The sequence below is a fragment of the Actinoplanes xinjiangensis genome, from assembly GCF_003148685.1.
Lineage (GTDB): Bacteria > Actinomycetota > Actinomycetes > Mycobacteriales > Micromonosporaceae > Actinoplanes > Actinoplanes xinjiangensis.
On record NZ_QGGR01000021.1, the window covers coordinates 1 to 24447 of the forward strand.

20 protein-coding genes are annotated in these 24447 nt (G+C 70.2%); 11 read left to right on the top strand and 9 right to left on the bottom strand.

Annotation, left to right across the window (positions count from 1 at the left end; translation table 11 throughout):
• The first annotated feature begins 310 nt into the window (after window positions 1-310).
• Window positions 311-1945, top strand: coding sequence for a methyl-accepting chemotaxis protein (locus BC793_RS34655; protein ID WP_109600307.1), 1635 nt, complete (start codon window positions 311-313; stop codon window positions 1943-1945).
• Window positions 1946-1983: 38 nt separating this feature from the next.
• Here BC793_RS34655 and BC793_RS34660 read toward each other — a convergent pair whose 3' ends face one another.
• Both BC793_RS34660 and BC793_RS34665 read right to left on the bottom strand, forming a co-directional pair.
• The gene (locus BC793_RS34660) at window positions 1984-3066 is read right to left on the bottom strand and encodes a type III polyketide synthase (RefSeq protein WP_109600309.1); all 1083 of its coding nucleotides are present in this window, start codon (window positions 3064-3066) and stop codon (window positions 1984-1986) included.
• Between the two features lie 86 nt (window positions 3067-3152).
• Entirely contained in the window at window positions 3153-4394 is a 1242-nt protein-coding gene (locus BC793_RS34665) for an MFS transporter (protein WP_109600311.1), read from the bottom strand.
• 45 nt (window positions 4395-4439) lie between these two features.
• On the opposite strand from BC793_RS34665, the gene BC793_RS34670 reads away from it, so the two are divergent.
• Complete coding sequence (locus tag BC793_RS34670) at window positions 4440-5504, top strand: LacI family DNA-binding transcriptional regulator (RefSeq protein WP_203896681.1); 1065 nt, start codon at window positions 4440-4442, stop codon at window positions 5502-5504.
• Between the two features lie 73 nt (window positions 5505-5577).
• On the opposite strand, the gene lepB is transcribed toward BC793_RS34670, so the two are convergent.
• A complete protein-coding gene (gene lepB / locus BC793_RS34675) occupies window positions 5578-6189 on the bottom strand; it encodes a signal peptidase I (RefSeq protein WP_109600312.1) in 612 nt (203 codons plus the stop codon).
• A 337-nt stretch (window positions 6190-6526) separates the two neighbouring features.
• Here lepB and BC793_RS34680 point away from each other — a divergent pair, with 337 nt between their 5' ends.
• Window positions 6527-8668: a putative bifunctional diguanylate cyclase/phosphodiesterase gene (locus BC793_RS34680; protein ID WP_146246578.1), complete on the top strand. Its 2142-nt coding sequence runs from the start codon at window positions 6527-6529 to the stop codon at window positions 8666-8668.
• A gap of 248 nt (window positions 8669-8916) precedes the next feature.
• Here BC793_RS34680 and BC793_RS34685 read toward each other — a convergent pair whose 3' ends face one another.
• Window positions 8917-11202, bottom strand: coding sequence for a M4 family metallopeptidase (locus BC793_RS34685; protein WP_109600316.1), 2286 nt, complete (start codon window positions 11200-11202; stop codon window positions 8917-8919).
• Between the two features lie 289 nt (window positions 11203-11491).
• Between BC793_RS34685 and BC793_RS34690 the strand changes: the two genes are divergently transcribed.
• From BC793_RS34690 to BC793_RS52475, 3 genes are read left to right on the top strand one after another with little or no spacing between them, the layout of a single operon-like run.
• On the top strand, window positions 11492-12253 hold the full coding sequence (locus BC793_RS34690; RefSeq protein ID WP_109600318.1) for a hypothetical protein: 762 nt from the start codon (window positions 11492-11494) through the stop codon (window positions 12251-12253).
• Window positions 12250-12906, top strand: a complete 657-nt coding sequence (locus BC793_RS49870) for a hypothetical protein (RefSeq protein WP_158319448.1) — start codon at window positions 12250-12252, stop codon at window positions 12904-12906. The genes BC793_RS34690 and BC793_RS49870 overlap by 4 nt, the downstream gene beginning before the upstream one ends.
• 7 nt (window positions 12907-12913) lie before the next feature.
• Complete coding sequence (locus BC793_RS52475; protein WP_158319449.1) at window positions 12914-14539, top strand: GGDEF domain-containing protein; 1626 nt, start codon at window positions 12914-12916, stop codon at window positions 14537-14539.
• Window positions 14540-14679: 140 nt separating this feature from the next.
• Here the strand turns inward: BC793_RS52475 and BC793_RS34700 are convergent, their stop codons facing one another.
• Together BC793_RS34700 and BC793_RS34705 are read right to left on the bottom strand one after the other, a co-directional pair.
• The gene (locus BC793_RS34700; protein WP_346265297.1) at window positions 14680-15537 is read right to left on the bottom strand and encodes an RNA-guided endonuclease InsQ/TnpB family protein; all 858 of its coding nucleotides are present in this window, start codon (window positions 15535-15537) and stop codon (window positions 14680-14682) included.
• 65 nt (window positions 15538-15602) lie between these two features.
• Window positions 15603-16067, bottom strand: a complete 465-nt coding sequence (locus BC793_RS34705; protein ID WP_109600324.1) for a MarR family winged helix-turn-helix transcriptional regulator — start codon at window positions 16065-16067, stop codon at window positions 15603-15605.
• A gap of 165 nt (window positions 16068-16232) precedes the next feature.
• Between BC793_RS34705 and BC793_RS34710 the strand changes: the two genes are divergently transcribed.
• The 5 genes from BC793_RS34710 (at window position 16233) to BC793_RS34730 (ending at window position 20979) form a co-directional block, all read left to right on the top strand.
• Complete coding sequence (locus BC793_RS34710; RefSeq protein WP_109600326.1) at window positions 16233-16865, top strand: NADPH-dependent F420 reductase; 633 nt, start codon at window positions 16233-16235, stop codon at window positions 16863-16865.
• A gap of 170 nt (window positions 16866-17035) precedes the next feature.
• Window positions 17036-17893: an NmrA family NAD(P)-binding protein gene (locus tag BC793_RS34715; protein ID WP_109600328.1), complete on the top strand. Its 858-nt coding sequence runs from the start codon at window positions 17036-17038 to the stop codon at window positions 17891-17893.
• Between the two features lie 269 nt (window positions 17894-18162).
• Entirely contained in the window at window positions 18163-19140 is a 978-nt protein-coding gene (locus BC793_RS34720) for a sigma-70 family RNA polymerase sigma factor (RefSeq protein ID WP_373871278.1), read from the top strand.
• 70 nt (window positions 19141-19210) lie between these two features.
• Window positions 19211-20059 (top strand): YybH family protein, encoded by an 849-nt coding sequence (locus BC793_RS34725; RefSeq protein WP_109600330.1) that lies wholly within the window; start codon window positions 19211-19213, stop codon window positions 20057-20059.
• 308 nt (window positions 20060-20367) lie between these two features.
• On the top strand, window positions 20368-20979 hold the full coding sequence (locus BC793_RS34730) for a hypothetical protein (protein ID WP_109600332.1): 612 nt from the start codon (window positions 20368-20370) through the stop codon (window positions 20977-20979).
• 59 nt (window positions 20980-21038) lie between these two features.
• On the opposite strand, the gene BC793_RS34735 is transcribed toward BC793_RS34730, so the two are convergent.
• From BC793_RS34735 to BC793_RS34745, 3 genes are all read right to left on the bottom strand, one after another.
• Window positions 21039-22034 (bottom strand): hypothetical protein, encoded by a 996-nt coding sequence (locus BC793_RS34735; protein WP_109600334.1) that lies wholly within the window; start codon window positions 22032-22034, stop codon window positions 21039-21041.
• Between the two features lie 2 nt (window positions 22035-22036).
• Window positions 22037-22459: a hypothetical protein gene (locus BC793_RS34740; protein ID WP_109600336.1), complete on the bottom strand. Its 423-nt coding sequence runs from the start codon at window positions 22457-22459 to the stop codon at window positions 22037-22039.
• Between the two features lie 99 nt (window positions 22460-22558).
• Window positions 22559-24406, bottom strand: coding sequence for a hybrid sensor histidine kinase/response regulator (locus BC793_RS34745; RefSeq protein WP_239170462.1), 1848 nt, complete (start codon window positions 24404-24406; stop codon window positions 22559-22561).
• Between the last annotated feature and the right edge of the window lie 41 nt (window positions 24407-24447).

Genomic DNA, 24447 nt, shown 5'->3' on the forward strand with positions numbered 1-24447 from the left:
CCGATATCGCCGCCGACGCCAGGAACAAGCTCGAGCCTGTCACTACCGCAAACGACTCGAACCGCCGTAAGCAACGACATCGGGTTGCAGTACTAAGAGGCTGACGCCGAGTTTCACCGTCGAGCGCGGTCGGCTTCCCCATGATGGCCTCTCCAGGGGCGCATTCGGTGTCATCGGCCCTTACCTCTGACGTATCCGGGATATTTCCGAAACGGTCACGATGCCTTCGAGGCGGTCGCATAGTGATGGGCGGTGAGAAGACGTTCGGTGGGTGCGAAAACTCTGACTTTCGTTCGAAAGTAGGCCTGTTATGGCGACGACTTCTTCTGTACAGACGGGCACCGGTACAAGCGGCCGGCGGCGATCCTTCGCTGATCTGAGTGTCAACGTGAAGATCATCGCGGCGGTCGTGGCCGCGGCGCTGGTCGCGTTGACCGTCGGGCTCCTCGGGCTGTCGGCGTTGGCCGGTGCCAGCGACTCCGCCCAGCACATCTACACCAGTAACGTCGCGAGCATCAAGGCGGTCGGGCAGGTGAAGGCGGTGGTATTGCAGGCGCGAGTGGACACCGCCAACCAGGCACTCTCCGTCGATGACGCCTCCACCAAGAAGTTCACCGATGCCTACTTCGCCGATCTGGAAGCCTTCACGACGGCGATGGCGGCCTATCGGGCGAGTATCCCGGCCTCGGACGCTGCACTGATCGACCAGTTGCAGGCCGACTGGGACGCTTACACCGACATCGCGACGAACAAAATGATTCCGGCCGGCAACCGCAAAATGCTGGCCGAATGGGCCCAGATCCGGGGCACGGAAGCGCTGCCGATCCTGACGAAGATCTTCGACTATCTCACCACCATGGACAGCCTCGAGACCGCGGACGCGGCGAAGAACGCCGAGGCGGCGAAGACCGGTTACGAATCCAACCGGACCCTCTCGATCGTCACCCTGATCGTCGGCCTGATCATCGCGCTGGCGATCGGCCTCATCGTCGCCCGCAAGATCGTGCAGTCGTTGACGAAGGTCACCTACGTGTGTGACGGGCTCGCCGACGGCGACCTGACCCGCAGCACCGGCCTGGTCAGCGACGACGAACCCGGACGGATGGCGCGGTCGCTGGACGGCGCGGTCGCCCGGCTGCGGCAGACGATCACCACGATCGAGGGTTCCGCGGCCTCACTCGCCGGCGCTTCGGAGCAGATGAGCGGCACCGCGGCGAACATCGCCGCGTCCGCCGAGCAGACATCGGCGCAGGCGATGGCGGTGTCCGCCGCCGCCGAGGAGGTGTCCCGCAGCGTCGAGACGGTGTCGGCCGGCAGCGAGGAGATGGGTGCCTCGATCCGGGAGATCTCGCAGAACGCGGCCGAAGCCGCCCGGGTCGCCTCGGACGCGGTCACCATCACCGCCAGGACCGCGGCCACGATGAACAAGCTTGGAGACTCCTCCGCCGAGATCGGCAACGTCATCAAGACGATCACCGCGATCGCCGAGCAGACCAATCTGCTGGCGCTGAACGCCACCATCGAGGCCGCCCGTGCCGGTGAGATGGGTAAAGGGTTCGCGGTGGTGGCCTCCGAGGTCAAAGATCTCGCGCAGGAGACCGCCCGCGCCACCGAGGACATCTCCCGCCGGGTCGAGGCGATCCAGGTCGACACCCACGGTGCGGTCGCCGCGATCGAGGAGATCTCCACCGTGATCGAGCGGATCAGCGAGTTCCAGACCACGATCGCCTCCGCTGTGGAGGAACAGACCGCCACCACCGCGGAGATGAACCGCAGCGTCGGCGAAGCGGCAGGCGGCTCCGGCGAGATCGCCCAGAACATCACCGGCGTCGCCGAAGCCGCCCGGATCACCAGCCAGGGCGTCACCGAGACTCAGCAGGCCACCACCGAACTCGCCCGCATGTCCACCGAGCTCAGCGGCCTGGTCTCCACCTTCCGCATCTGACCGTGGCGTCCGGCCCGCTCCCGCGCCGGACGGGGCCCTCACCAGTCCAGCAGCAGTAGTTCCGAGGAGAAGCCGGGTCCCATGGCCAGCATCACCGCCGGGCGGTTCGGGGCGATCGGGTCGCGGACCGCCAGTGTCTGCTGGAGGACGTGCAGGACCGAGGAGGACGACAGATTGCCGACGGTTGCCAGACTGTCGCGCGTGACGTCCAGGGCCTCGGGCTTCAGGTCGAGTGCGCGGACGATCGCCTCGATGACCTTGGGGCCGCCCGGATGGGAGATCCAGGTGGCGACGTCCGCTACGGCAAGGCCGTGAGCGGTGAGGAACCTTTCGACGTCGTCGCGCAGGTACTCGTCCACGACGTCCGGGACCGCGGGCGAGAGCACCAGCCGGAATCCCGACGCACCGATGTCCCAGCCCATGATCTGCTGCGAGTCGGGATAGAGGCGGCTGCGGGTCGCGACCACGCGGGGAGCCCGGCCGAATCCGGCGGCGGCCGCGCGCCTCTCCCCCATCAGGACGACCGCCGCGGCACCGTCGCCGAACAGGCCGGAGCCCACGAGATTCGCCGTCGAGTCATCGGCGCGCTGCAACGTCAGTGAGCAGAGTTCGACCGACAGGAGCACGGCCACGTCGTCCGGGTGGCCCTGGAGGTAGTCGTGGATCCGGGCGACACCGGCGGCCCCGGCGAGGCAACCCAGGCCGAACAGGGGCATGCGTTTGACATCGTCGCGCAGTCCGAGGCGGTGCGCGATCAGCGCGTCGAGGCTCGGAACGGCCAGGCCGGTCACCGAGGTCGTCATGATGAGGTCGACGTCGGACGGGACCAGGCCGGCGTCCACGATGGCCCCTGCCAAAGCCTGCTCCCCGAGGCGGACGCCGACGTCGATCCAGACGTCGTTGGCGGCTCCGAAACCACCGAGGTCACGGTAGGACTCCAGCGGGAGGGCGAGGTGCCGGGTCCGGACACCGGCGGCGGTGTGCAATTTCTGCATCAACTCGCGCCGGGCGGATCCCGGCGGCTCGTCACCGAGGACGACCTCGGCCAGCGCCTCGGTCACCTGCTCCTGTCGGTAGACGTGCTCGGGCAGGGCGACACGTACGGCGGCGATCTTGGACACGCGGCAACCGTACTCTTAGGACATTCGCGGTTTGCGATGAGCGCCGTGCATGACGTCTCGAGGTTGCGGTGTCTCCGGGAGCGTCTTCACGGATGCCCGGACCGACTACGGGTGCCGGTGGGAGGTGCGGCTGGGACCGCGTTCCGGCGGGCTCGGACGCCGGCCCAGAGCAGCAGGAAACACAGGCCGATCAGGGCCGGTTCGAGCGCGAAGCCGGTGGTCAGCCCGTAGTGATCCGCGAGGCCGCCGAGCAGGAAGGGGAAGGCGGCGACGAGCACGCCCAGGACGAGGTGCGAGCGGGCGTTGGCCTGGTCCTCCTGACCGTCGGCCGCTTCGAGGGCGAGCGCGAGCGCGAGCGGATAGAGGTTCGCGATGCCGACTCCGGTCAGAAACAGCGCCACCAGGGCGACCGCGGGCTGGTCGACCAGCCAGAACAGCATCACGCTGGCCAGTGCGAGGATCAGGGATGCGGTGAGCAGGGCGATGCTGCGCCCGGGGCGGCGGGTGAGACCGGCGCCGATCAGCCGGCCGACCAGGATCCCGGCCAGATTGCTGCTCATCGCGGTGCCGGCGGCGGCGGCCGTCCATCCGTCGTCGATGAGCATCTGCGGGCCGAAGTACACCAGGCAGAACTCGATCGCCGAGCTGATGGCGGTCAGCAGTACGAGCAGCCAGCACGCCAGCGGCAGCCGCCCGGCCGGACCGGCGGCGTGGTCGTCGACCCGGGGTGGCAGGGGCCGGCGGCGGAAGACCAGGTAGAGCACGAGCAGTGCGACGGCGGGCAACGCGAACGCGGCGCGCCAGGTGAGCGCGGTGGCCGCCAGCGCGCCGAGGATCAGCGGGGCGAGCACCGCCGATGCGCCGGCGCCCACGTTGGCCTCGGTCAGGGCCTGGTCGCGGCGGCTGCCGTGCCGGTCGGACAGGATCGCCTGGATCACGGCGAGCAGCATCGTGCCGGCCGCACCGAACGCGCCGGCGCCGAGCAGCGTGGCGGGTACCCCGCTGGACAGGCTGAACAGGGCCGCGCCGATCGCCGTGGCCAGGGCTGAGCCCCACAGCAGCACCTCGCGGGGCAACCGGCGCGCGGCGCAGGCGAAGACGGCGCCGGCGAGTGCGGCGCCACCGGACCAGAACACCTCGTAGAGACCGAGAACCGAGTAGGAGAAGCCCAGTTCGTCACGCAGCAGGGTGACCGCCGGCCCGAAGGCGTACAGCCAGAACGTGAAGCAGCCGAGCACCGCGTACGAGAGCAGGGTCGGTGTGTCCCGTTCGAATCTCTGCGCGGTGGCGCGTGCACCGTCAGGTCGGCCGGTTTGAGGTGACGGCATGGGCCCATCCCTTCTGTGTATCGTTACACAGGTACAGTGTGGGTCATGCCCGGCGTCGACGACAACTCGAGAGCGCGGCCGACCATGCGTGAGGTCGCCCGAGTCGCGGGCGTCTCCCCCATGACCGTCTCGTATGCCTATTCGCAGCCCGCCCGGGTCTCCGCCGAAGCCGCCGCCCGGGTTCTCGCGGCGGCTCGGCAACTGGGCTACCCCGGGCCGCACCCCGCCGCCCGCTCCCTGCGCCGCGGCCGGGTGGGCACGCTCGGCGTCGTACTCGGCGAGCGGCTGAGCTACGCCTTCGAGGATCCGCAGGCGGCCCGCTTCCTCGCCGGCGTCTCCGACGTGTGCGCCGCGGAGGGCATCGGACTCACCCTGGTACCGATCACCGGGGCGCCCACCGACGCCCGGCGGGTCACGCAGGTCGCCGTCGACGGCTTCGTGGTCTGGACCACCAGCGACGACGACCCGATCCTGGACGCGGTGGCCGACACCGGCCTACCCGCGGTGATCCACGCCGGGCCACAGACAGGCGGCCTCCCGGTCATCGGCATCGACGACCGCGCCGCCGCCGCCGCGATCGGCGAGGTGGCGTTCGCGTCCGCACGCCGTCCGGTCGTGCTCGGCTTCCCCCTCGACCGTGGCCGCGCCCGCCGGCTGCTCACCGGCGACGAGGACCCTCCGATCAGGTTCCCGGTCACCCGGCACCGCTGGGAGGGCTTCCGCGACACCTGGACCGGCGCCGGTCACCGGGCGGTGCACCTGCGATTCGCCGTCTGCCCGGTCAACCACATCACCGAAGGCGAAACGTTCGCACGGGAACTCCTCCAGGGCACCGAACCACCGGACGCCATCGCCGCGATGAGCGACGAACTCGCCCTCGGCGCGCTGCGCGCCGCCACCGACCTGGGCCTGCGCATTCCCGACGAACTGTCGGTCACCGGCTGGGACGACTCGGACACGGCCGCCCCCGCCGGCCTGACCACCCTGGCGCAGTCCCTACGCGAGCAGGGAGCGCACTGCGCCCGGGTGGCACTCGGGCTGTCCACCGCCACATCGACGGGCCACACCTGGCAGGTCGTGATCCGCACGACCACCCGGCCGGCGCGCTGACCAGGGGCCGATACGGCACTCACGCGGCCCGTACCGCATCGAGCCGGTCGGTGCCTTCGCCGTCACTGCCGGGTCAGCGAGGGGCCGGGACGTCGGCGAACGTCGCGGGCACCGACAGGCTCCGGGCCCTCGTCGGTGGCCAGAAGGTGACGAAGGCCCGTCCCACCAGCCGGTCCTCCGGGACCGTCCCGTTCGCGGCGTCGAGGTGTTCGCGCGAATCACCCGATGCGCTGCGATGGTCGCCGAGAACGAAGACGCTGCCCGCGCCGACGGTCACGTCGAACGGCTTGTCGGACGGGGCGTCACCGGGGAACAGGTAATCCTCGTCGAGAGCGTGTCCGTTGACGGTGATCCGCCGGTCCGGGTCGCAGCAGACGACGTGGTCGCCGCCCACACCGATGATCCGCTTGATGTAGCTCTGACCGGGAACGGCCGACCATTCCAGCGGTGGTTCGAAGACCGCGATCTCCCCGCGCCCGGGTGGCTGGAACCGGTAGGCGGTCTTGTTGACGAGGACCTTGTCGTCGAGCAGCAGTGTCTGCTCCATGGACGGCGACGGAATGTAGAACGTCTGGACGAGGAAGGTCCCAACCAGGGCCGCGACCACGACCGCCACGACGACCAGGACGAGGAACTCGACCCAGCGCGCCCGGCTAGTCTGGGGTGAAGGGGTGCTTGTGGACACTCACCGCACCCTACAAGCCGTACGCCCGTTCGCTCGTGATCGGCTGTACTTCGGCAGCTCAGCCCACGTTCCTACGGGCCGGCCCCGCAACCGTGCAACGCCGTCACGAGGGCCGGCACCGGATAGCCCCGGCCGACCGGAAGAGGCCGCGCGGCAACCGGACTTGCACCGCGTTCGTACCGCCGCCGAACCCCTGACGTGCTGTGCTTACAACGTGAGCGGACGGGACAGGCCGACAGCCGCGGGCGGTGTCGGCCGTACTGCGGTGCCGGGCTGGTATCTCGGTGGCGGTGTACTGGTGATCGCCGGTGTCCCGCTGGCCCCCGTAGGTATACGGATGTGGCTGTACATGGCGGTGGCCGTCGCGGTGCTGGCCGCCCTCCTCACCGGGATCCGCCGGTACCGGCCGGTGTGGTCACGGCCGTGGTGGCTGCTGGTCGGCACGGTCGCCGCCTCGATCCTGGCCAATGTCGGCTGGGCTCTGGCGATGACGCCGAGCGGCGCCCCGCGGTTTCCGTCACTGGGCGACCTGTGCTTCATCGCCTCGATGGGCATGCTGGTCGCCAGCATCTACTGGTGGGTGCGGCCCGGCCGCCACAGCGGCGGGCTGATCGACGCCGCGATCGCCCTGACCGGTGGCGGCGCCGTCGTCTGGGTGACCGTCCTGGTGCCTTTGCTGTCCGGTGACCGGTTCGGCGGACTGCGACTGGCCAGCTACCTGTGCTACATCGGCGTCGACCTGTTGATCCTGGCGCTGACCGTGCGGGTCGCCGCGGTGTCGCGGGTGCCGACCGTGGCGTACCGGCTCATGGTGGGTGCCGCCCTGCTGTGGGCGGCGACCGACACCGTCTTCTACGCCGCTCTGTTCAGCGGCGGCCAGGCGCCGGCGGACTGGATCCAGATCGGTTGGCTCAGCGCCTATCTCCTGCTCGGCGCGGCAGCGCTGCATCCGTCGATGGCGCGTAGCACCGGCAGCATGCCCCGCAACGCCAACCTGCTCTCCCGGATCCGCCTGGTGGCCTACGTCGTACTGACCGTTCTCATCACCGCTCTGGCCGTTCTCGACGCGCTCGCCGTCGTACCGGACGGTCAGGTGGGGCCGTTGATCGTGGTCCTGTCTCTTGGCTGCATCACGTCGGTGCTGCTGATCGGCCGGCTCGCGCAGCTCGGTGCGGCACTCAACCAGCGCGCGTTCGTGGACCCGCTGACCGGGCTCGGCAACCGAGCCGTCCTGCAGAGTGAACTGCATCGCCGCGGCACGACCGGCCGGGTGCTGCTGATTCTGGATGTCGACGGGTTCCGCGACATCAACGCCGCGTTCGGCTACAAGAGCGGCGACGCCGTACTGGTGGAGTGCGGCCACCGGCTGCGGGCGGCGGCGCCCAGCGATGCCACGGTGGTCCGCCTCGACGCCGACGCCTTCGCCGTGCTCACCGATGGTGACGAACAGGCGTTGCGCCGGCTGGCGGGGCGGCTACGGGCGGCGCTCGCCGAGCCGTACCCCGTCGCGGGCCCGTCCAGCCGCCGCATCCAGGCCAGCGTCGGCGCCGTCGTCATCCCGGCCGGTGAGGACGGCACGACCGCGCTGCGCGACGCCGATCTGGCCTTGCAGAACGCCCGCGCCGAGGGCACCGGGCTGGCTTTGTTCGATCCCGGCGAGTACGCGCAGTGGCGCGCCAACCGCGACCTGATCGCCGACCTGCAACACGCCATCGGCACCGACGAACTCGACATGCACTACCAGCCGATCGTCGAACTGGAGACCGGCCGCATCGTCGCCGCCGAGGCTCTGCTGCGCTGGACCCGTGCGGACGGCACACCGATCTCCCCCGCCCGGTTCATCCCGCTCGCCGAGCAGAGCGGCGACATCACCGTCCTCGGTGAATGGGTCCTCGGCCGGGTCTGCACCGACCTGGCAGGGCTGTGGAACGAGCACCGGCTGCCCGTGACGGTCAACGTGTCGGCACACCAGCTGCGTGGCACCGGTTTCGCCGGCCGCTTACTGGACCTGCTCGCCGACACCCACCTGCCCGGCGAAGCCCTGATCGTCGAGATCACCGAGACGGTGCTGCTCACCACTGTGACCGACGCCGCCACCACCGTCAGTCAGTTGCAACAGCTGCGCGAGCACGGTATCCGGATCGCCATCGACGACTTCGGCACCGGCTACTCCTCGCTGGCCTACCTGCGGGAACTGCCGGTCGACATCCTGAAGATGGACGGCTCGTTCACCTCCCGGCAACTCGAGGACGGCAGCCCGCGGGAGATCGCCTTCGTTCGTACGATCGTCGAGCTCGGCCGCAGCCTGGAGTTGTGCACCCTCGCCGAGGCGGTGGAGACCGAGGCACAGGCACAACGGCTTCGGGACCTCGGCTGCCACCTCGCCCAGGGCTACCACTTCGCCCGCCCCGCACCGGTGGCACGGTTGCACGAGACGCTCACCGCCCAACGATCCCGCGCCGCGGGACCGGCAACCTGAGAGTCGCATCAGCCCGTGCATTCAGGCATCGGTAGAACCGCTCCCGGAAACCCCGCCGGCACATCGATCGTTTCCACTCGGCGGGACCATGATCGCGGCCACGAGCATCGACACGCCGAAGACACTGCCTCGACGTTCGCACGGCGCAGCCGGTCAACGACGAGCCGCGCACCCGCGGCGGGTATAGGAGGTCGAGCGACCGCCGGTCAGGCGGCCGCTCTCCCCTGTTCCACCCGTTACCGCACCGCTCACTTCCACACTTCGGCGGTCGTGGGGGTGCTGCGGCGGCCGTCGCGGTGGAGGGTGACGACCGAGACCGTGTACTCCTTGGTGGGGTCCAGGTCCGGGATGATCGTGGTGATGGCCCCGGCGTCGACCGTGACCGTGGGGCCGTCCGGGCTGATGGTCACCTCGTAGCCGGCGATCGTCTCCGGGTTGCCCGGCGCGGTGAACCACAAGACCTGCACGTCGCTGCCGGTCATGAACGCGTAGAGCTCCGGTACCGGCGCCGGGGGCCCCACCGCCGTGATGGTCCAGGCGAACGTCACCGACGAGGCCGTACCGTGCGAGTCGGTGGCGGTGGCGGTCACCTCGAAGGCGCCCTCCCTGGTGGGCGAGCCGGTGACGCGGCCTCGATCGTTGCCGCTCAGCCCGTCCGGCAGGCCGGTGAACTGCCACTGGACGTACTCCCGGTCGGTGGCCTTCAACTGCAGCTCGACGAGGGCGTCGACCTCGGTGCGCTGGGGCCCGGGGTCCTCGACGACCGGCGGGGCGTGCACCTCCCACCAGAAGTCGGTGACGTCCTTGTACCCGTCCGGGTCGGTCACGATGATCGCCGGGGTCGACCAGGCGTCCTCGACCAGGGTGCCGGTGATGAGGCCGTCCTCGCTGATGGTGAGTCCCTTGGGCAACTCCTCGGCGGTGAAGCGCAGCGGCCCGCCCTGCAGGTCGGTCGCCTCGGCCTGCAGGCGCACGGTGTCGCCCACCCGGTCGGTCCGGTCCGCGATCGGCACGATCGTCGGGGTCTGCTTGACCGACGGCGTCGCCTCGACCTGCACGGCGGTCCAGGCGGCGGCCACGGCCGCATACTCGGTGCTGTCCTTGCCGTGCAGGTCCTCGGCGCTGCGCAGGGTCGCGGCACGCGCCTCGGAGAAGGTCGTCGTCGACACCATGTAGCGGGTCAGCGCGTGGTACCAGATCGCCCCGGCCTTGTCGCGCCCGATGCCGGTCACCGGCGCCGCACCCCGGCACGGGGTCGCCTCGCTCCAGGCCGACCGCGCGCTGCCCTCGGCCAGCGTGTAGAAGAACCTGTTGGGTACGCCCGACAGATAGTGCACGTCGCGGTCCGCGCCGTCCCAGCAGCCGATCGACCTGCCGTCGCGGGCCGGGTCGTCCATGTATCGCAGCGCCCCGCCCTCGCCACCGACGTCGGACTGCTCGCCGATGAGGTAGTCGGGCGGGTCGACCGGGTTGGCGGCGGCGAACTCGACAAGCGTGCCGAAGATGTCGCTGGTCGCCTCGTTGAGCCCGCCCGACTGGCCCCAGTACTGGAGGTCGGCGGTCGCGCTGGTCACGCCGTGCGCCCACTCGTGGGCGACGATGTCCTGCGAGGTCAGCGCCTTCTTCCGGGAGTCGCCGGCGCCGAACCGCATGCAGAAGCACGAGTCGCTCCAGCTGGCGTTCCCGTCGGCGGAGCTGTCGTGGACGATCGCCAGGGCGCCGCGGCCGTCGTTGGCGATGCCGTTGCGCCCGTACGTGCGCTGGAAGAAGTCCCAGGTCTGCTGCACACCGTGCTGGACGTCGACGGCGAGCGTGGCCGGGTCGGCGAGCGTGCCGTCGCCCCAGGCGTTGTCAGCGTCGGTGAAGGCGGCCGTGTCGCCCGGCGCGGGAAAGTTCCTGCGCAGCGCGTTGCGGGTCTCGGAGTTGCCCCGGTCCGGGTCGACGAGCTGGTAGCTGCCGTCGTCGCGGCGGGTGGTGTTCAGCGTGACCGGGCCGGAGAGCTGCCCGTGGCCGGTGCCCGCGTGGCCGGACATCCGGATGTCGTCGACCGTGCGGCGCAACTTGCCGGTCGAGGCGTCCAGGATCTTCTCGACGCCGTCGCCGCGGACCCGCCAGGCCAGCACCGGTGTACCCGCGGCCGCATCGACGACAAGGGTGGTGGCCGGCTTGCCCCGAACCGCCGCCGCCGCCTTCTTCGCGGAGACCGCGGGCTTCGTGGACAGCTTGATGACCTGGTCCTGCGCCACCGTGGTGGAACTCAGGCGCCCGTCGGCCGTCGAGTGCACGACGAAGTCGCCGCCCAGCACCTCGAGACCGTGGTAGGTCCGGTGCAGGCGGACGTGGCGGCTGCCGTCCGGGTCGACCAGCACGTCGCTTACCGCGTACTTCTCGTCCGGGCCACCCCGCACGGTGCTGCGGTCGCGCTGCACGACCGAGGTCGCGTCGGCAGCGGCCCGGCCCGGGTCAGGCAGGGGCGGCGGTGCCGCTGCGGCCTGCGTGGTCGTTGTCATCACCGCGATACCCGCGGTGATCATCGCGAGGCTTGCTGCGCCTGCGACCGTGCGTCGTCCCGCCACGTGTTCCCCGTTCCCCGTTGTGGATCGACGGGGAACATAGCGGAACTCTTCAATCCTTGTTGTCCCCTACGGAGTCCTTTGTGGGCATCCTCACCGGCGATCGCGCACCGGCATCCGATCCGCCGGCGACTGGGCCCCGGCGGCTGAGGGCCACCGCCACACCCACGCCCTCGACGACCGGCCCGATCCCGGTCATGCGACATCTCGGAGGGCGGCGATAAGGTGCGGGCACCCGCGGAGAGAGGTCATGAACGTGTGGGGCGAGGTTCACGTCTTCCAAGAGCGCACCTTCGTGACGCGTGGTCGGTTCACCACGGGGGTAGCCGTCGAAGGCGATGCCTCCGGCGCGCGGCTGGGCGAGGCGATCCTGCGTCTCTACGCGCTGGACCCTGATTCGTACCGGGACGAAAAAGCCTCGTGGCGCGCCTTCTGCGAGGACGTCGTCGGCGTTCCGGTCCGGCGATACCATCCTGAGAAGTCCGCGCGGGTCTACCTCCGCGACAGCACGTGGCACGTCGCGGTCGGCCCGTTCGGCCCCGAGGCGGAGATGCCGGCGGTGCCGGCCATCGACGTCCCGCACGAGCTCGGCGCGCTGGTTCGCCGCGTGCTCGACGCGAGCGAACCACGGTGGCCGGCGATCCGCCAGGTAATGATCTTGACGCTTGCCACCGGCCGGCTGATCGTCATGCCGATCGTCAGGGGTTCTCTCGTCGGCCCGGTGTGCACCGCCGAGCCGGAGACCGCGTCACTTCTGTCGGCCGTCCGTGCCACCCTTCCGGAGTCGGACCGGGAGTGGGGAGAAAACCCGGAGTACGTGGAGGCGCTCGCCACCGCCGGTGTCGACGGGAAGCTGCTGAACGGTTGTGCCACCGTGCACCTCGAAGAGCTGTCCACCGACTCGGTCCGGCTCACCGGCACGGGCAGTGCCCACCACCGGCCCGTCACGGAGCGGAGCTGGCTGGGCCCGCCGGCGACCTCGCCGCGGTGTGCGCCGAGGCTGCGCGGATGATCGCGGATCTTCCGGTCGAGCACCTACCTCCCGGCACCCCTGCCGGGGCCGGCTTCGGCATCAAGAGGACCTGGCTGGCGGTACGGAACAGCACCGTCGAGCAGGTCGCCGCCGCGATCGGCCTGACCGGCGCCACCCCGACCGGCTGGGACGAGGGCGTGAGGGCCGCCTCTCAGGGTGATCAGGTGTTCGTCTCGCCGCCGGCCGGCGGATGGATCTTCGTGGTCAACGCCGTGCGCGGGTTCGACGGCTCGTCCGTGGCGCATCTCAGCGCCCGGCTCGGCACCGAGGTGCAGTACTTCGGCAATCACCGGGTCGCGGACTACGCCGAGTGGGCGCTCGCCGTCGACGGGCAGCTGGTTCGCCATGTCTATTGCAGCGAGACCACCGAATGTTGCGAGGAGACCGGCCCGCCCACACCGGTGGAGATCGAGCTCGGCTTCGTGGCGACGGAACCGGGCTGCATGTGGCCCGACCAGGACGACGTCATGCGCGTTGCCGCGGCCTGGAGCATCGACCCGAACGCCCTCGGCGTCATCGAATCAAGCCCGGGCCCCGGCCTGGTCGGCGCCGTCTCCAACCGCTCGGCAACTGTTCCCCCGCCGCCATCGCAACTTCGGGCGCCCAAGCTTGGGGCAACATCACAAGGGTAGGGGCGACGTGACGATCCTAGGGCAGACGGCGGAACCACACGCCGCGGTATCTCTCGAGACGCTCGAACCCGTCATCGCAGACGATTCGGCAATTCATACCGCGGACGAGCTCGCGGCGGAACTGCTGGAGTTGGAACTCGGCGATGCCGCACAACTACCCGCCGAACTCACGCGGGCGGTCCACGCGCAGCAGGCGGCCCAGCGACTGGGCCGCCGCGACCTGTACCTGCGAGCATCTCTGCATCGAAGCAACGTGCTGAGCCGGGAAGGCGATACGGTCGAGGCCGGCCGGATCGCCCACGGTGTCTACGCGGAAGCAGCCGAACTCGGCGATGCCTATCTGCTGGCCCGCAGTCATCAATCGCTGTCGGTCTTCTTCTATCAGGTCGGCGACCTGGCCAACGCCCTCGGGCACGCGGTGCAGTGCATGACCTACACCAACGCCGACATCCCGGCGGCGATCCGCGCCCGGCACATCATGGCTCTCGCGGTGATGCTCGACGAGACCGGTGCGTCCGAAGAGGCGGCCCGGCGTTTCGACGAGGCACTCACGATCACCCTCGCGCTCGGCGATGGCGTGATGACGATGCGTGTTCTCAACAACATGACCTATACCGCGTACGAGCAGGGAGATCGGCAGCTCGCCGAGACGCTGGCCGACCGGATCCGGGAGACGGCGCGCAGCCACGGTCTGCCGATCCAGGCCACGAGCCTGGACACGCTGGCCCGGGTGTGGATGATGTCCGGCCAGTTCGCGAAGGCGGAGAACGAGTTGGCCCCGCTCTGGGATGCGGCGTCAGCGCACCTGTTCGACGTGGGCTACGCCCTGGTCGAAGCGCTCGTCACCGCCGCCGAGGCCCAGCGGGAGCAGGGTGCCTTCGACCGCGCGCAGAGCACTCTGCATCGGGCCGTCCAGCTGTGCGCCGACCGGGATCTGCCCGGATTCCGGGCCCAGACCCGCGAGGCGCAGGCGCTGTTGTACGCCGCGGCGGGCCGCTACCGGGAGGCGTTCGAGGAGCACCGCCGCTTCCACAGCGACACGCAGGCCCTGCAGTCCGCGCAACGTGAAGCCCGCGCCCAGACGCTGCACGCCGTGTATGAAGCCGACGAGGCTCGTCGGGCCAGCGAGGCGTTCCGCGAGATGGCGTACCGCGATGCGCTCACCGGCCTGCACAACCGCCGCTACGTCGACGAGACGCTGCCGGGACTGCTGGACGGCGCCGGGCCGGGTGTGCTGTCCGTCGCGCTGGTCGACCTCGATCGGTTCAAACAGGTCAACGACACGCTGTCGCACCAGGTCGGCGACCTCGTACTCCAGCAGCTCGCGACGATCCTGCTCCGGCACATTCCGGCCGCGGCGACCGCGGCCCGCCTCGGCGGCGAGGAGTTCGTCATCCTGCTGCCCGGCCTCGACGCCGCGGCCGGACGGCAGGCGTCCGAGGCGATCCGTCGAGCTGTCGCCGAGCACGACTGGACGCCGATCACCGGCGGCCTTGCCGTGACCGCCAGCATCGGGCTCACCACGGTCACCGGCGGCGGTACACCAGCGTCGACGGCGCTGGCTGCCGCCGACCGCAGCCTCTACGCGGCCAAGCGTCTGGGACGAAACCGGGTCTGCACCGATCCCGCCTGAACCGACGCTGTTCCGGTACGTCGGCGCATCATGTTCACCGGTTGCCGGCTCGCACCGCACCGGTCTCGTATGCATGGTTGACATCTCCCCGCCCTGAAGGGACGGGGATTCCACTGGGTCGCCCCAGAGTCGTTCCTGGTTCATCGCCGATCGCCCGTCCGGGAGGTGGTTCCCCGTTGAGGTCTGACATCAGCTCCGCAGGCCGTCACCGCCAGCCCGGCGGCCAGAATGTTGCGGGCCGCATTCACGTCCCGGTCATGCCTGGTGTCACAGCCGGTGCAGGTCCACTCCCGCACCGACAACGCCATCTTCTGCGCTTGTGTCCCGCACACCGAGCAGAGCCGGGTGGACGGATACCAGCGGGGCACCGCGATCAGCGTCCGCCCGTACTCCTGCGCCTTGTACTCCAGCAGGGTCCGGAACATGCCCCACGAGGCGTCGCTGATCGCCCGCGCCAGCGTGTGACTCTTGAGCATGTTGCGCACGGCGAGGTCCTCGATCACGAGCACTTGATTCTCGCGCACGAGCCGAGTCGTCACCTTCTGCAGTGCATCCCGACGCCGGTCAGCGATCCGGGCATGCACCCGCGCCACCTTCACCCGCGCCTTCTCCCGATTGCGGGAGCCCTTCCCCTTACGCGCCAGCTTTCGCTGCGCCCGGACCAGAGCGGCACGTTCCCGGGCCTCCTGCCGCGGGTTGTCGACCGTCGTGCCGTCCGACAGCGTCAGCAACCGGTTCAACCCGGCGTCGACCCCGACCATCGCCGTGGTGGCCGCAGCGGTGACGGCGGGCACCACGACACGCAGCGACACGAACCAGCGGCCCGCCCGGTCCTGCGACACGGTCACCGTCGACGGCACCGCACCGGACCTGCGATTCGAGTGCAGCGGAACCTGCCCCAAGGCACCGGAGGCGCCCGCGCCGCCACGGTGACCGGACCGGGCTCCCGGCTTGCCCCCGGCCGGGAGCCCACCCGTCACCCTGTAGAAGGCGACCACCGTCCCGCTCGATCGCGGGCTACCGACCGCGGGTTCCCGGCCGCGAAGGTAATGCGTTCCCGGGGTCAGCCGTTGCCCGTCGAGCGCAGGTGGGCACGGGCCCGGCCGAGGGTGTCGGCGAGGGTGACCAGTTGATCCCGGTCGAGCTGGTCGATCAGGTTCTCCCGGACCACACGCAGGTGGCCGGGCGCGGCCTTGAGCAGAGCCTGCTGCCCGTCCGCGGTGAGCACGGCGAGGATGCCCCGGTCATCGCTGGCGCAGGCCTCCCGCCGGACCAGGCCGGCCTTCTCCAGTTGGCTGACCTGATAGGTGAGGCCGCTACGGGAAGTGACCAGCGCGAGGGCGAGTTCGGCCATACGCATGCGCTGGTCGGGGGCTTCGGCGAGACGGGTGAGCAGTTCGTACTGCGGCTGAGTCAGCCCACCGTCCTCGCGTAACTGCTGGTTGATGCGCTGGAGCAGGAGATTGCTGGTGTCGAGGAAGGCCACCCACGCCCGCATCTCCACCTCGTCGAGCCACCGTTCGGTCACCCCACGACGGTAGCAGGTCGTTCGAACTCGAACTACATGTGACCGAGGCCTCAGTTGATTCGAACTCGAACTACGTTTACCGTCTGCATGTCGTTCGAATTCGAACTACACCGGCGGGGGCCACGACATGCCGCCAGCCGGACACGAGGAAGCAGGGAGAAGACCGTGAAGATCGCAGTTCTGGGTGCCGGTAATGTCGGTTCCGCACTTGCCGCCCGGCTGATCGCCGCAGGCCACCACGTCGTCCTGGCCGCCAGCGAGCCGGGCTCACCGCGACTGGCCGCGGCCGCGGCATCCTCGGGGGCGGAGACCGGTGCTGCCGCCGACGCCGCCGCCGCAGCCGACCTCGCGGTAGTCGCCGTGCCGTTCGCCGCGATCGATGCACTGCTCACCGACGAGGTCCGCGATGCCCTGACCGGCAAGGTCGTGATCGACGTGACCAACCCGCTCGCCGCGGACTACATGTCATTGACCATCGGCCACAGCACCTCGGCCGGTGAGCAGGTGGCCGAGCGGCTGCCCCGCTCCCGGGTGGTCAAAGCATTCAACACCGTCTTCGCCGCCACGCTGGACACGCCCGTTCTCGGCGGCGTCAAGCAGCTGCTTCCGGTCGCCGGCGACGACGCGGACGCCAAACAGACCGTCATCGCTCTCGGTGACGAGCTGGGCTTCGAGGCCGTCGACGCCGGCCCGCTGACCAATGCCCGCTACCTGGAACCCGCCGTCGAATTCCTCATCCAGCTCGCGTACGGCCAAGGGCTCGGCGCCAACATCGGCCTGCACCTCGCACGCGGCTGACCGGCCGGCACGGCTCTCGCCCCGGCCGCCCCGGGAACACCGTCGAGCCGTAACCGACCCATCGGGTGAGCAAACGCCGACCGGCCACGCCCGGTCGGCGGGCGCTTGACCTCAACGTCTGTTGAGGTTGCAGGCTGGGCCGGTCCACGTATCAGGAAGGACGGTCACCGATGACCTCCCCCGTAGTTCTCGTCACCGGCGCGACCGGCCGTGTCGGCCGCCTCGTCGTCACCGGCCTGCTGCGCGGTGGGTCCCACGTTCGTGCCCTCGTCCGCTCGCCGCAGGCGTCCCCACTCCCCCCGCAGGTGGAGATCGCCCAGGGTGATCTCCACGACGCCGCGACGGTGGCGAAGGCCGCCGACGGCGCCGACGCCGCCTTCCTGCTGTGGCCGGGCTTCTCGGCCGCCGGAGCCGAACCGGCGGTCGAGGCGCTGACCGGGCAGGTCCGGCACCTGGTCTATCTGTCGGCGGCCCGCCTGCAACGCGACGAGCACGGCCCGATGCCGGGCGTCTGGTCCGACATCGAAAAGCTGATCGACCGTACGCCGGGCACCCGCACGTTCGTTCGCAGCGGCGGGTTCGCCGCCAACACGCTGGAGTGGGCGGAACAGATCCGCGCCGGCGACGTGGTGACCATGCCGTTCCCCGCCGCCGGCCGCTCGCTGGTGCACGAACAGGACCTCGCCGACGTCGCCGTGCGGGCACTGCTCGACCCGCGGCACGCCGGTCACGCCTACGTGGCGACCGGCCCGCAGACCCTCACCTGCCACGACCAGGTACGCATCATCGGCGAGGTGCTGAGGCGCCCACTGCGGGTCCGGGCCCAGCCGCCGGAGCAGGCCCGCGAGGAACTGACCCGGTGGATGGGTGCGCTGGTCGCCGAAAAGTCCCTGGCGTACTGGGCCGGGCTCGCCGACGAACCGGAGCGGGTCACCACCGACATCGAACAGGTCACGGGGCACCCGGCGCGGTCGTACGCGGCCTGGGTCCGCGATCACGCGGGCACGTTCGGCGCGGCCCCCTTCTGACCGTCCCGGCTCGGCGCCTGTCTCTCTACTTCCCGATCGGATTGAGGCCGGTCTGTGGTGATCGGTTGCCGGTAGCGGCTCGGATGTCGATGGTGTTCTGTTCGCCGGCGTGCCGCGGCATTGGCGTACGGTTCGGCGGAGCCGGGCCCGGATCGTGGCGGCCCGGTGGCCGGGCGGGCAGAGGCGAGAACGCACATCGCGGCGTGCGGCTGATCCAGAGCTACCATCCGGATTCGGAAGATGTGACCCTCTGCGGGAGGACTGGCGCTGTGGTCTCGGGTTCGGAGTCGGCTCTGCTGGTGGCGGCACAAGCGGGAGACACGGACGCCTTCGCGGCTGTGGTTGGTCCGTTGCGTGGGGAGTTGCACGCGCACTGCTACCGGATGCTGGGCTCGTTCCACGACGCGGAGGATGCTGTCCAGGAGACGCTGGAACGGGCGTGGCGGGCACTCGGCCGATTCGAGGCACGCGGATCAGTACGGCCGTGGTTGTTCCGGATCGCCACGAACCGGTGCCTGTCGATGCTGGAGCGGCGGGGCCGCCGGGAGCTTCCCGTCCACCTCGACGAGGCTGCCGGAACCGACGCCGAGGTGTTCTGGCTGCAGCCCTACGCGGACGAACGGCTCGGGCCGGAGCCGCAGGCAGTGGCGCGGGAGAGTATCGAGCTGTCGTTCGTGGCTGCTCTGCAACGGCTGTCCGGTCCGCAGCGTGCGGTGTTGCTGCTGCGCGAGGTGCTGGGTTTCAGCGCGCGTGAGGTAGCGCAACAGCTCGACACGAGCGTGGCCGCCGTCAACAGCGCGATGCAACGAGCTCGAGCGGTCCTCGACCCGGCACTGCCTGCCGCGACGCAGCAGGCCACGATGCGCAAGCTGGGCGACGAGGCGGTCCGGGACCTGGCCCAGCGGTACGCGCGAGCGTGGGAGGCCGGCGATGTCGTGGCCATCGTCGCGCTGATCACCGACGACGCGCGGTACTCGATGCCGCCGGTGGCGACCTGGTTCGCCGGCCGGGCAGCCATCCGCGGATTCCTGCTCGCCGGCCCCCTGCAGTGTCGCTGGCGATTTCTGCCCACGACGGCGAACGGCCAGCTCGCCTTCGGGACGTATCGCTGGGACGACCAGCAGGCCGCGTATCTTCCCGGCGGGCTCGACATTCTGGCCCTGCGCGACAGGCACATCGGGGAGGTCGTGTCGTTCCTGGATGCCGACCTCGTGGCGTTCGGGCTGCCGGCGAGCCTGCCCGGATGACGGCGGAATTCTGCCGGACAGCGATGGATTCGCCACCTGCGCCGGGTTGTACCGGTGAAAGGAGGCACACATGGTTGTGCAGCAACACCGAGACGACGAGAAACTCATCACCGATCTGATCGAGCACTGGGTGGCCGCGATACAGGCGGGTGACCTGCCGGGGGTCCTTGCCAATCACGCCGACGACATCGTGATGTTCGACGTGCCGCCCCCGCAGGACGGTGTCCGCGGCATCGACGCGTACCGGGACGCCTGGCCGCCGTTTCTCCGATGGCTGGCCGGCGGCGCCGTGTTCGAGATCGTCACCACCGACGTGACCGCCGGAGCCGAGGTTGCCTTCGCGCACGTGCTGTTACGGTGCGGCACACCTGACGATCTCGCCCGCCGTCCCGACCACCGTCTGCGCATCACCCTAGGGCTCCGCAAGGAAGCCGACCGGTGGCTCATCGCCCATGAACACCACTCGTTCCCGCTGGCGGAACCGGCTGACCGGGCAGCCGCAGAGCTGGAGATCAGGGCTCTGCACGAACAGTGGTTCGAGCAGACGGCGGCGAAGGACCTCGACGGGTTGATGGCCGCCATAGCCGACGACGTGGTCTCCTACGAGCACATCACACCCCTGGAACACATCGGCCAGGCGCAAGTCCGGCAGGTCTGCCAAGACGGGCTGGAAGCAGGAACCGGTGAGGTGACCTGGCAGGTACCGAACCTCACCGTCGTCGCTGCGGACGATCTCGCCGTCGCCTGGGGCCTCAATCGAGTGCAAGCGGCGGGCCCGGACGGGCAGCTGATCGAGACGTGGTCCCGTGGTACCCGCGTGTTCCGTCGCACCGACTCGGCATGGTCGATGGTGCACCAGCACCTGTCGTACCCCCTGGATCCGCAGACCGGGGCCGTTCGTACCGACCTGCGGCCCTAACGGCAAGGCCGGGCCGCAACGTGCAAGCCCGGCCAGTGCCCGGCCGACGCACTTGGCGTCCCGCTGACGCCTTGGGCGTCCATACCGACGCACCCACCTCAATTCCCCTGCGTTCGCATCGGCGTCACGGTGACGCCGATGCGGACGCGCCGGGCGCAGGTGAGCTGGCCAGTATTCGCGTTGGCTGCGGAAACGGGTTGGAAGACAGCCACTCAACGGCGCCCGCGAGGCACCCGGCAGGCGTCGCCGTGGTGGAGGGACCGGGCCGGAACGGCCGGACCGCCATCGATGGGCGTTAGTGTGGGGGTATGGGTCGGGCCGACCGTGACGAAGCAGGCGGCGGCTCGCTGTTCATGGTCGGTCTCGCCGCGCTGTTCATCTTCGTGGTGGCGACGACGGCCGCCAACATCGTCGCGGGCGACGACACCTTGCGGTATGTCACGGGTGACCGTCCCGTCTACGGGGTGGCCAGCGGCCAGAACGGCACGGACCGGTGGCTGGAATGGCGATTGCCGGCCGGCACGGCGGCAATCGGCGTCACCTACGAGGCCGCCGAGGACGAGGCCCGGCGGCCGGCCGTGTTCTCCCTCGGCGGGACCTTCCACCGGCACGGCGGCGCCGCGTCATGCCCGGCGCGGCTCGCCTGGGACGTCGCCGTGGCCGGGCGGCCGGGAGCGGGCGGGGTGCTCGAATCCGACGAGGACCATGTCGACACGACCGTCCCGCTCCCGGACGAGTATCTGGGACTGCCCATCGCCATCACCGTGCGCCGCGTGGACGGCGGTGACTGCGACGTGACGTTCACGGTCTACGAGCTGGCCGTCGACGGTGACATGCCGATCGGCTTCCTTCCCGGCTTCCCGCCGCAGATCTTCATCACCGACCAGTGCCGTGACGACGAACCGTGCCCACTGCCCTGATCAGGCTCCGTCATGCCACGGCGGCGGTCGGTGGGGCTCCTCGAGCCGGATCGCCGTGGTCATTCTCGGGAGGGGATACCGGTTACCGCGATGCCTTTCGGCGCGGATTCGCCGATCACCATCGTGAATTCCGCCCGTAGGTCGCCGGTGCCTCTCTCGACCGGCTCCTGGAGATCGATGGTGCCGCTCTGCCGGGCGGAGGCGCCGATCTGGGGGTTCCAGTCGCCGCCGAAGGGCCTCGGCTGGTAGGCGTGCCCGTCGCCGCCGGTGACCACGAACGAATTGAGGGGCAGGCCGATCGTGTGGCCGGTGTTGTTGCGGACGTGCAGGTGGACGACGCCGTGCCCGTCGACATTCTCGATCCTCGTGACGGTCAGCGTGAGCCCGCCGCGCTTGGCGGAGGTCCTGGTGTCACTCACCACGCCCGCCGGCACGTCGACTCCGGGGCTGCCGGAGAACGGCAGGAGCGTCGACGGCGGGCTGCCACCGAGCGCGTACACCACGCAGAGGAGTCCCCCGGCGCAGACGATCACGGTGGCGATCAGGTGGCCGGTCCGGCTGCCGCCCTTGACCGCGGCCTTCGCCATCGAGTTGCCGATGCCCAGCAGCATGCCGCCGAACCCGAAGCCGAGGAAGTAGACGGCGCCGACCGGAATGCCGGAACCGAGACGGGTGCCGAGGGCGTCGCGCGGGCTGTCGATGTCGCCGGACATGCCGCCGAAGACGATGGACATCCAGCCGGCGAAGCAGAACGCCGAGACGCACAGCCCGAGGACCATCAGCACCCGGCCGGGCCCGCGCCCGGTGAACAGGGCACTCACCGGGTTGAGGTCGACTTCGTACCGGTCGCCGATGTGCTGTTCGCCGATGTGCTGCCGGCCGAAGTTGTTGTGCGGGCCGAAGGAGTTGCCCGTCCCGAACCGGTACCCGCTGTCGGCGCTGTGCCGGGAGCGGTCGATCGACATGTTCTGGCCGGCTCCGTAGACACGGGCGTGCCCGCGGGCCCGCGCGTCGAGGTGATTGCCGCGGTCGTCGTCGGCTTCCGGGCGGGTCATCGTCAGCGCCCGATTCTCATGTCGCCGCCGGACACGTTGACCTGTGCCCGGCCGCGGGCGTGGACGTTGAAGTGGTGGGCGGGCGCCGCGGCGGACGCCGGCAGGGTGCCGGCCGGACCGAGCCTGTGCACGAGCGCGTCGAGGTCGGCCGCGATGTCCGGCCGGATGGCGAGCAGGCGGGCGAGCCGGTCGGCCCAGTAGACCTGGACCGCTTCTTCAGCCTCCGCGTCGGCGGTGGTTCGGGCGGCGACCAGTCGCCGGCGGTCGTGTTCCAGTTCGGCGGTGACATCCTCGACGACGGCCGCCCGGCCGCGGCCGCACAGCTGGGCAACCGCTTGCTTCGCCGTCTTCCAGGCGTCGCCCGCCATCGCACCGACGATGGTCGCCGCCGCGGTGGCGGCGAGGGCTTGCAGTTCAGGTTCCACGACTGGCTCCCGCTCCTGATCGATATACGGACTCTGGTCGTACTGACGGAGACCGGAGGAGGTGGGGAAATACCTTGCGGTCGAGTCCGTTCGACTCGGCTAGCTGTTCTCCGCGTGGTGGGCCGCCCGGGCGGTGTTCAGCGCCTCGCCCACTCCGGCGAGCAGTTCGACAGCGGTGAACGGCTTCTGCAGGATCGGGACGGCGATGTCGATGCCGTGCTCGCGACGCACCTCCGCGTCGCTGTAGCCGGACATGAACAACACCGGCAGGTCGGGTCGGCGGACCCGCAGGCGTGCGGCCAGCATGGGGCCGGACCGGCCGCGCAGGACGACGTCGGTGAGCAGCAGGGCGACGTCGTGTAGGTCGAGGGCGGCCAGCGGGCCGTCGCCGAAGGCGGTGGCGCGGTAGCCGTGGTCCCGCAGGATCCTGATCACCAGATCGCTGACGAAGTCGTCGTCCTCGACCACCATGATCAGCTCACCGTGGCCGTGACCGTGCTCGTCCCGCGCCGGGCCGGCCGTCGAGGTGATCTCCGCGGCAGCCGACGGGAGCAGGATGCGGAACATCGTGCCGACGCCCGGCGTCGACTCGACCCCGATGGTCCCGCCGGCGTCGCCGACGATGCCGTAGACGGTGGCCAGCCCCAGGCCCGTACCGCGATCGGCGGGTTTGGTGGTAAAGAACGGCTCGAAGAGACGGTCCCGGACCTCCGGGGTCATCCCGCAGCCGTTGTCACTCACGGTGAGCTGGACGTAGTGGCCTGCCTCGACGAGGTCGGTCTCGATCGACACGACACCCCCGTCCTGCATCGCGTCCCGTGCGTTGATCACCAGATTGAGCAGGATCTGGTCGAGCCGTCCGCGGTTGGCCCGGACCGGCATGGGTTCCGCGGCCGGTCGGCTGACCAGGCGGATGTTCTCCCCGATGGAGCGGCTGAGCAGTTCGGCGGCCTCGGCGACCACCTCGTTGAGGTCGATGACCTCCACCTGGGTGGGTTCACGTTTGGCGAACAGCAGCAGCTGGCTGGTGAGGGATCGGGCCCGGTCGGCGGCGTTACGGATCCGCGCCAGGTCGTCGGCGGCATCGCCGGTGACCTCGTCGGCCAGGAAGTCGGCGTAGTTGAGGATGATCGCGAGCAGGTTGTTGAAGTCGTGGGCCACTCCCCCGGCGAGCTGGCCCAGGCTCTCCATCCGGTCAGCGCGTGCGGTGCGCTCCCGGGCCGTCGCCTCCTCGGTGATGTCGCGCTCGGTGGCGGCCGCGGCGACCACGGCACCGTGCTCGTCGCGGACCGGCCAGACGGTGACCGACGCGAGGATGGTGGTGCCGTCCCGGCGGACCCGCTTCGTCTCGGCGTGGGTGACCTGCTCCCCCCTGGCCAGCCTGGCCAGCGACTCCCGGACGGCATCTCCGCTGCCGGGCGGCAGGATCAGGTCCGCGAACGGCCGGCCGATGACCTCGTCCGCCCGCCAGCCGTACATGCGTTCCGCACCGCCGTTCCAGGCGGTGACGACGCCGTCGAGGGTGCTGGCGATGATGGCGTCGCTGGACTGCTCGGCGACGGCGGCCAGGCGCTCCCGTTCCCGGGCCGCGGCGCCGGAGGCCCGCAGCATCCGCTGGTGGTGCAGGGCGAGGAACCAGCAGATGACGACGGCCACGGCCACGAACACCAGCCGGAAAACCTGGCCGGCGGAGCCGAGCAGTCCCTGCCAGGTGGAAACGGCGAAGCTCGCGACGAGCGCATATCCGCCGACGGCGAGTACCGCCGCCGGACACGCCGACGGGGCCGCCAGGGCGGGGCCCAGCGCGACCATGCCGAAGATCAGGGACTGCCTGGGCAGGAGGGCGGAGGCCGCGGCCAAGGCGGTCACCGTGGCCAGACCGGCCACGATGTATGGCGACGCCAGGCGGCCGCGCACACGGGTCCCCAGGGAAAGAATCGTTTCCACCCGGCAACCTTTCCGAGAAACAACTCCCCATTTGCCCTTTG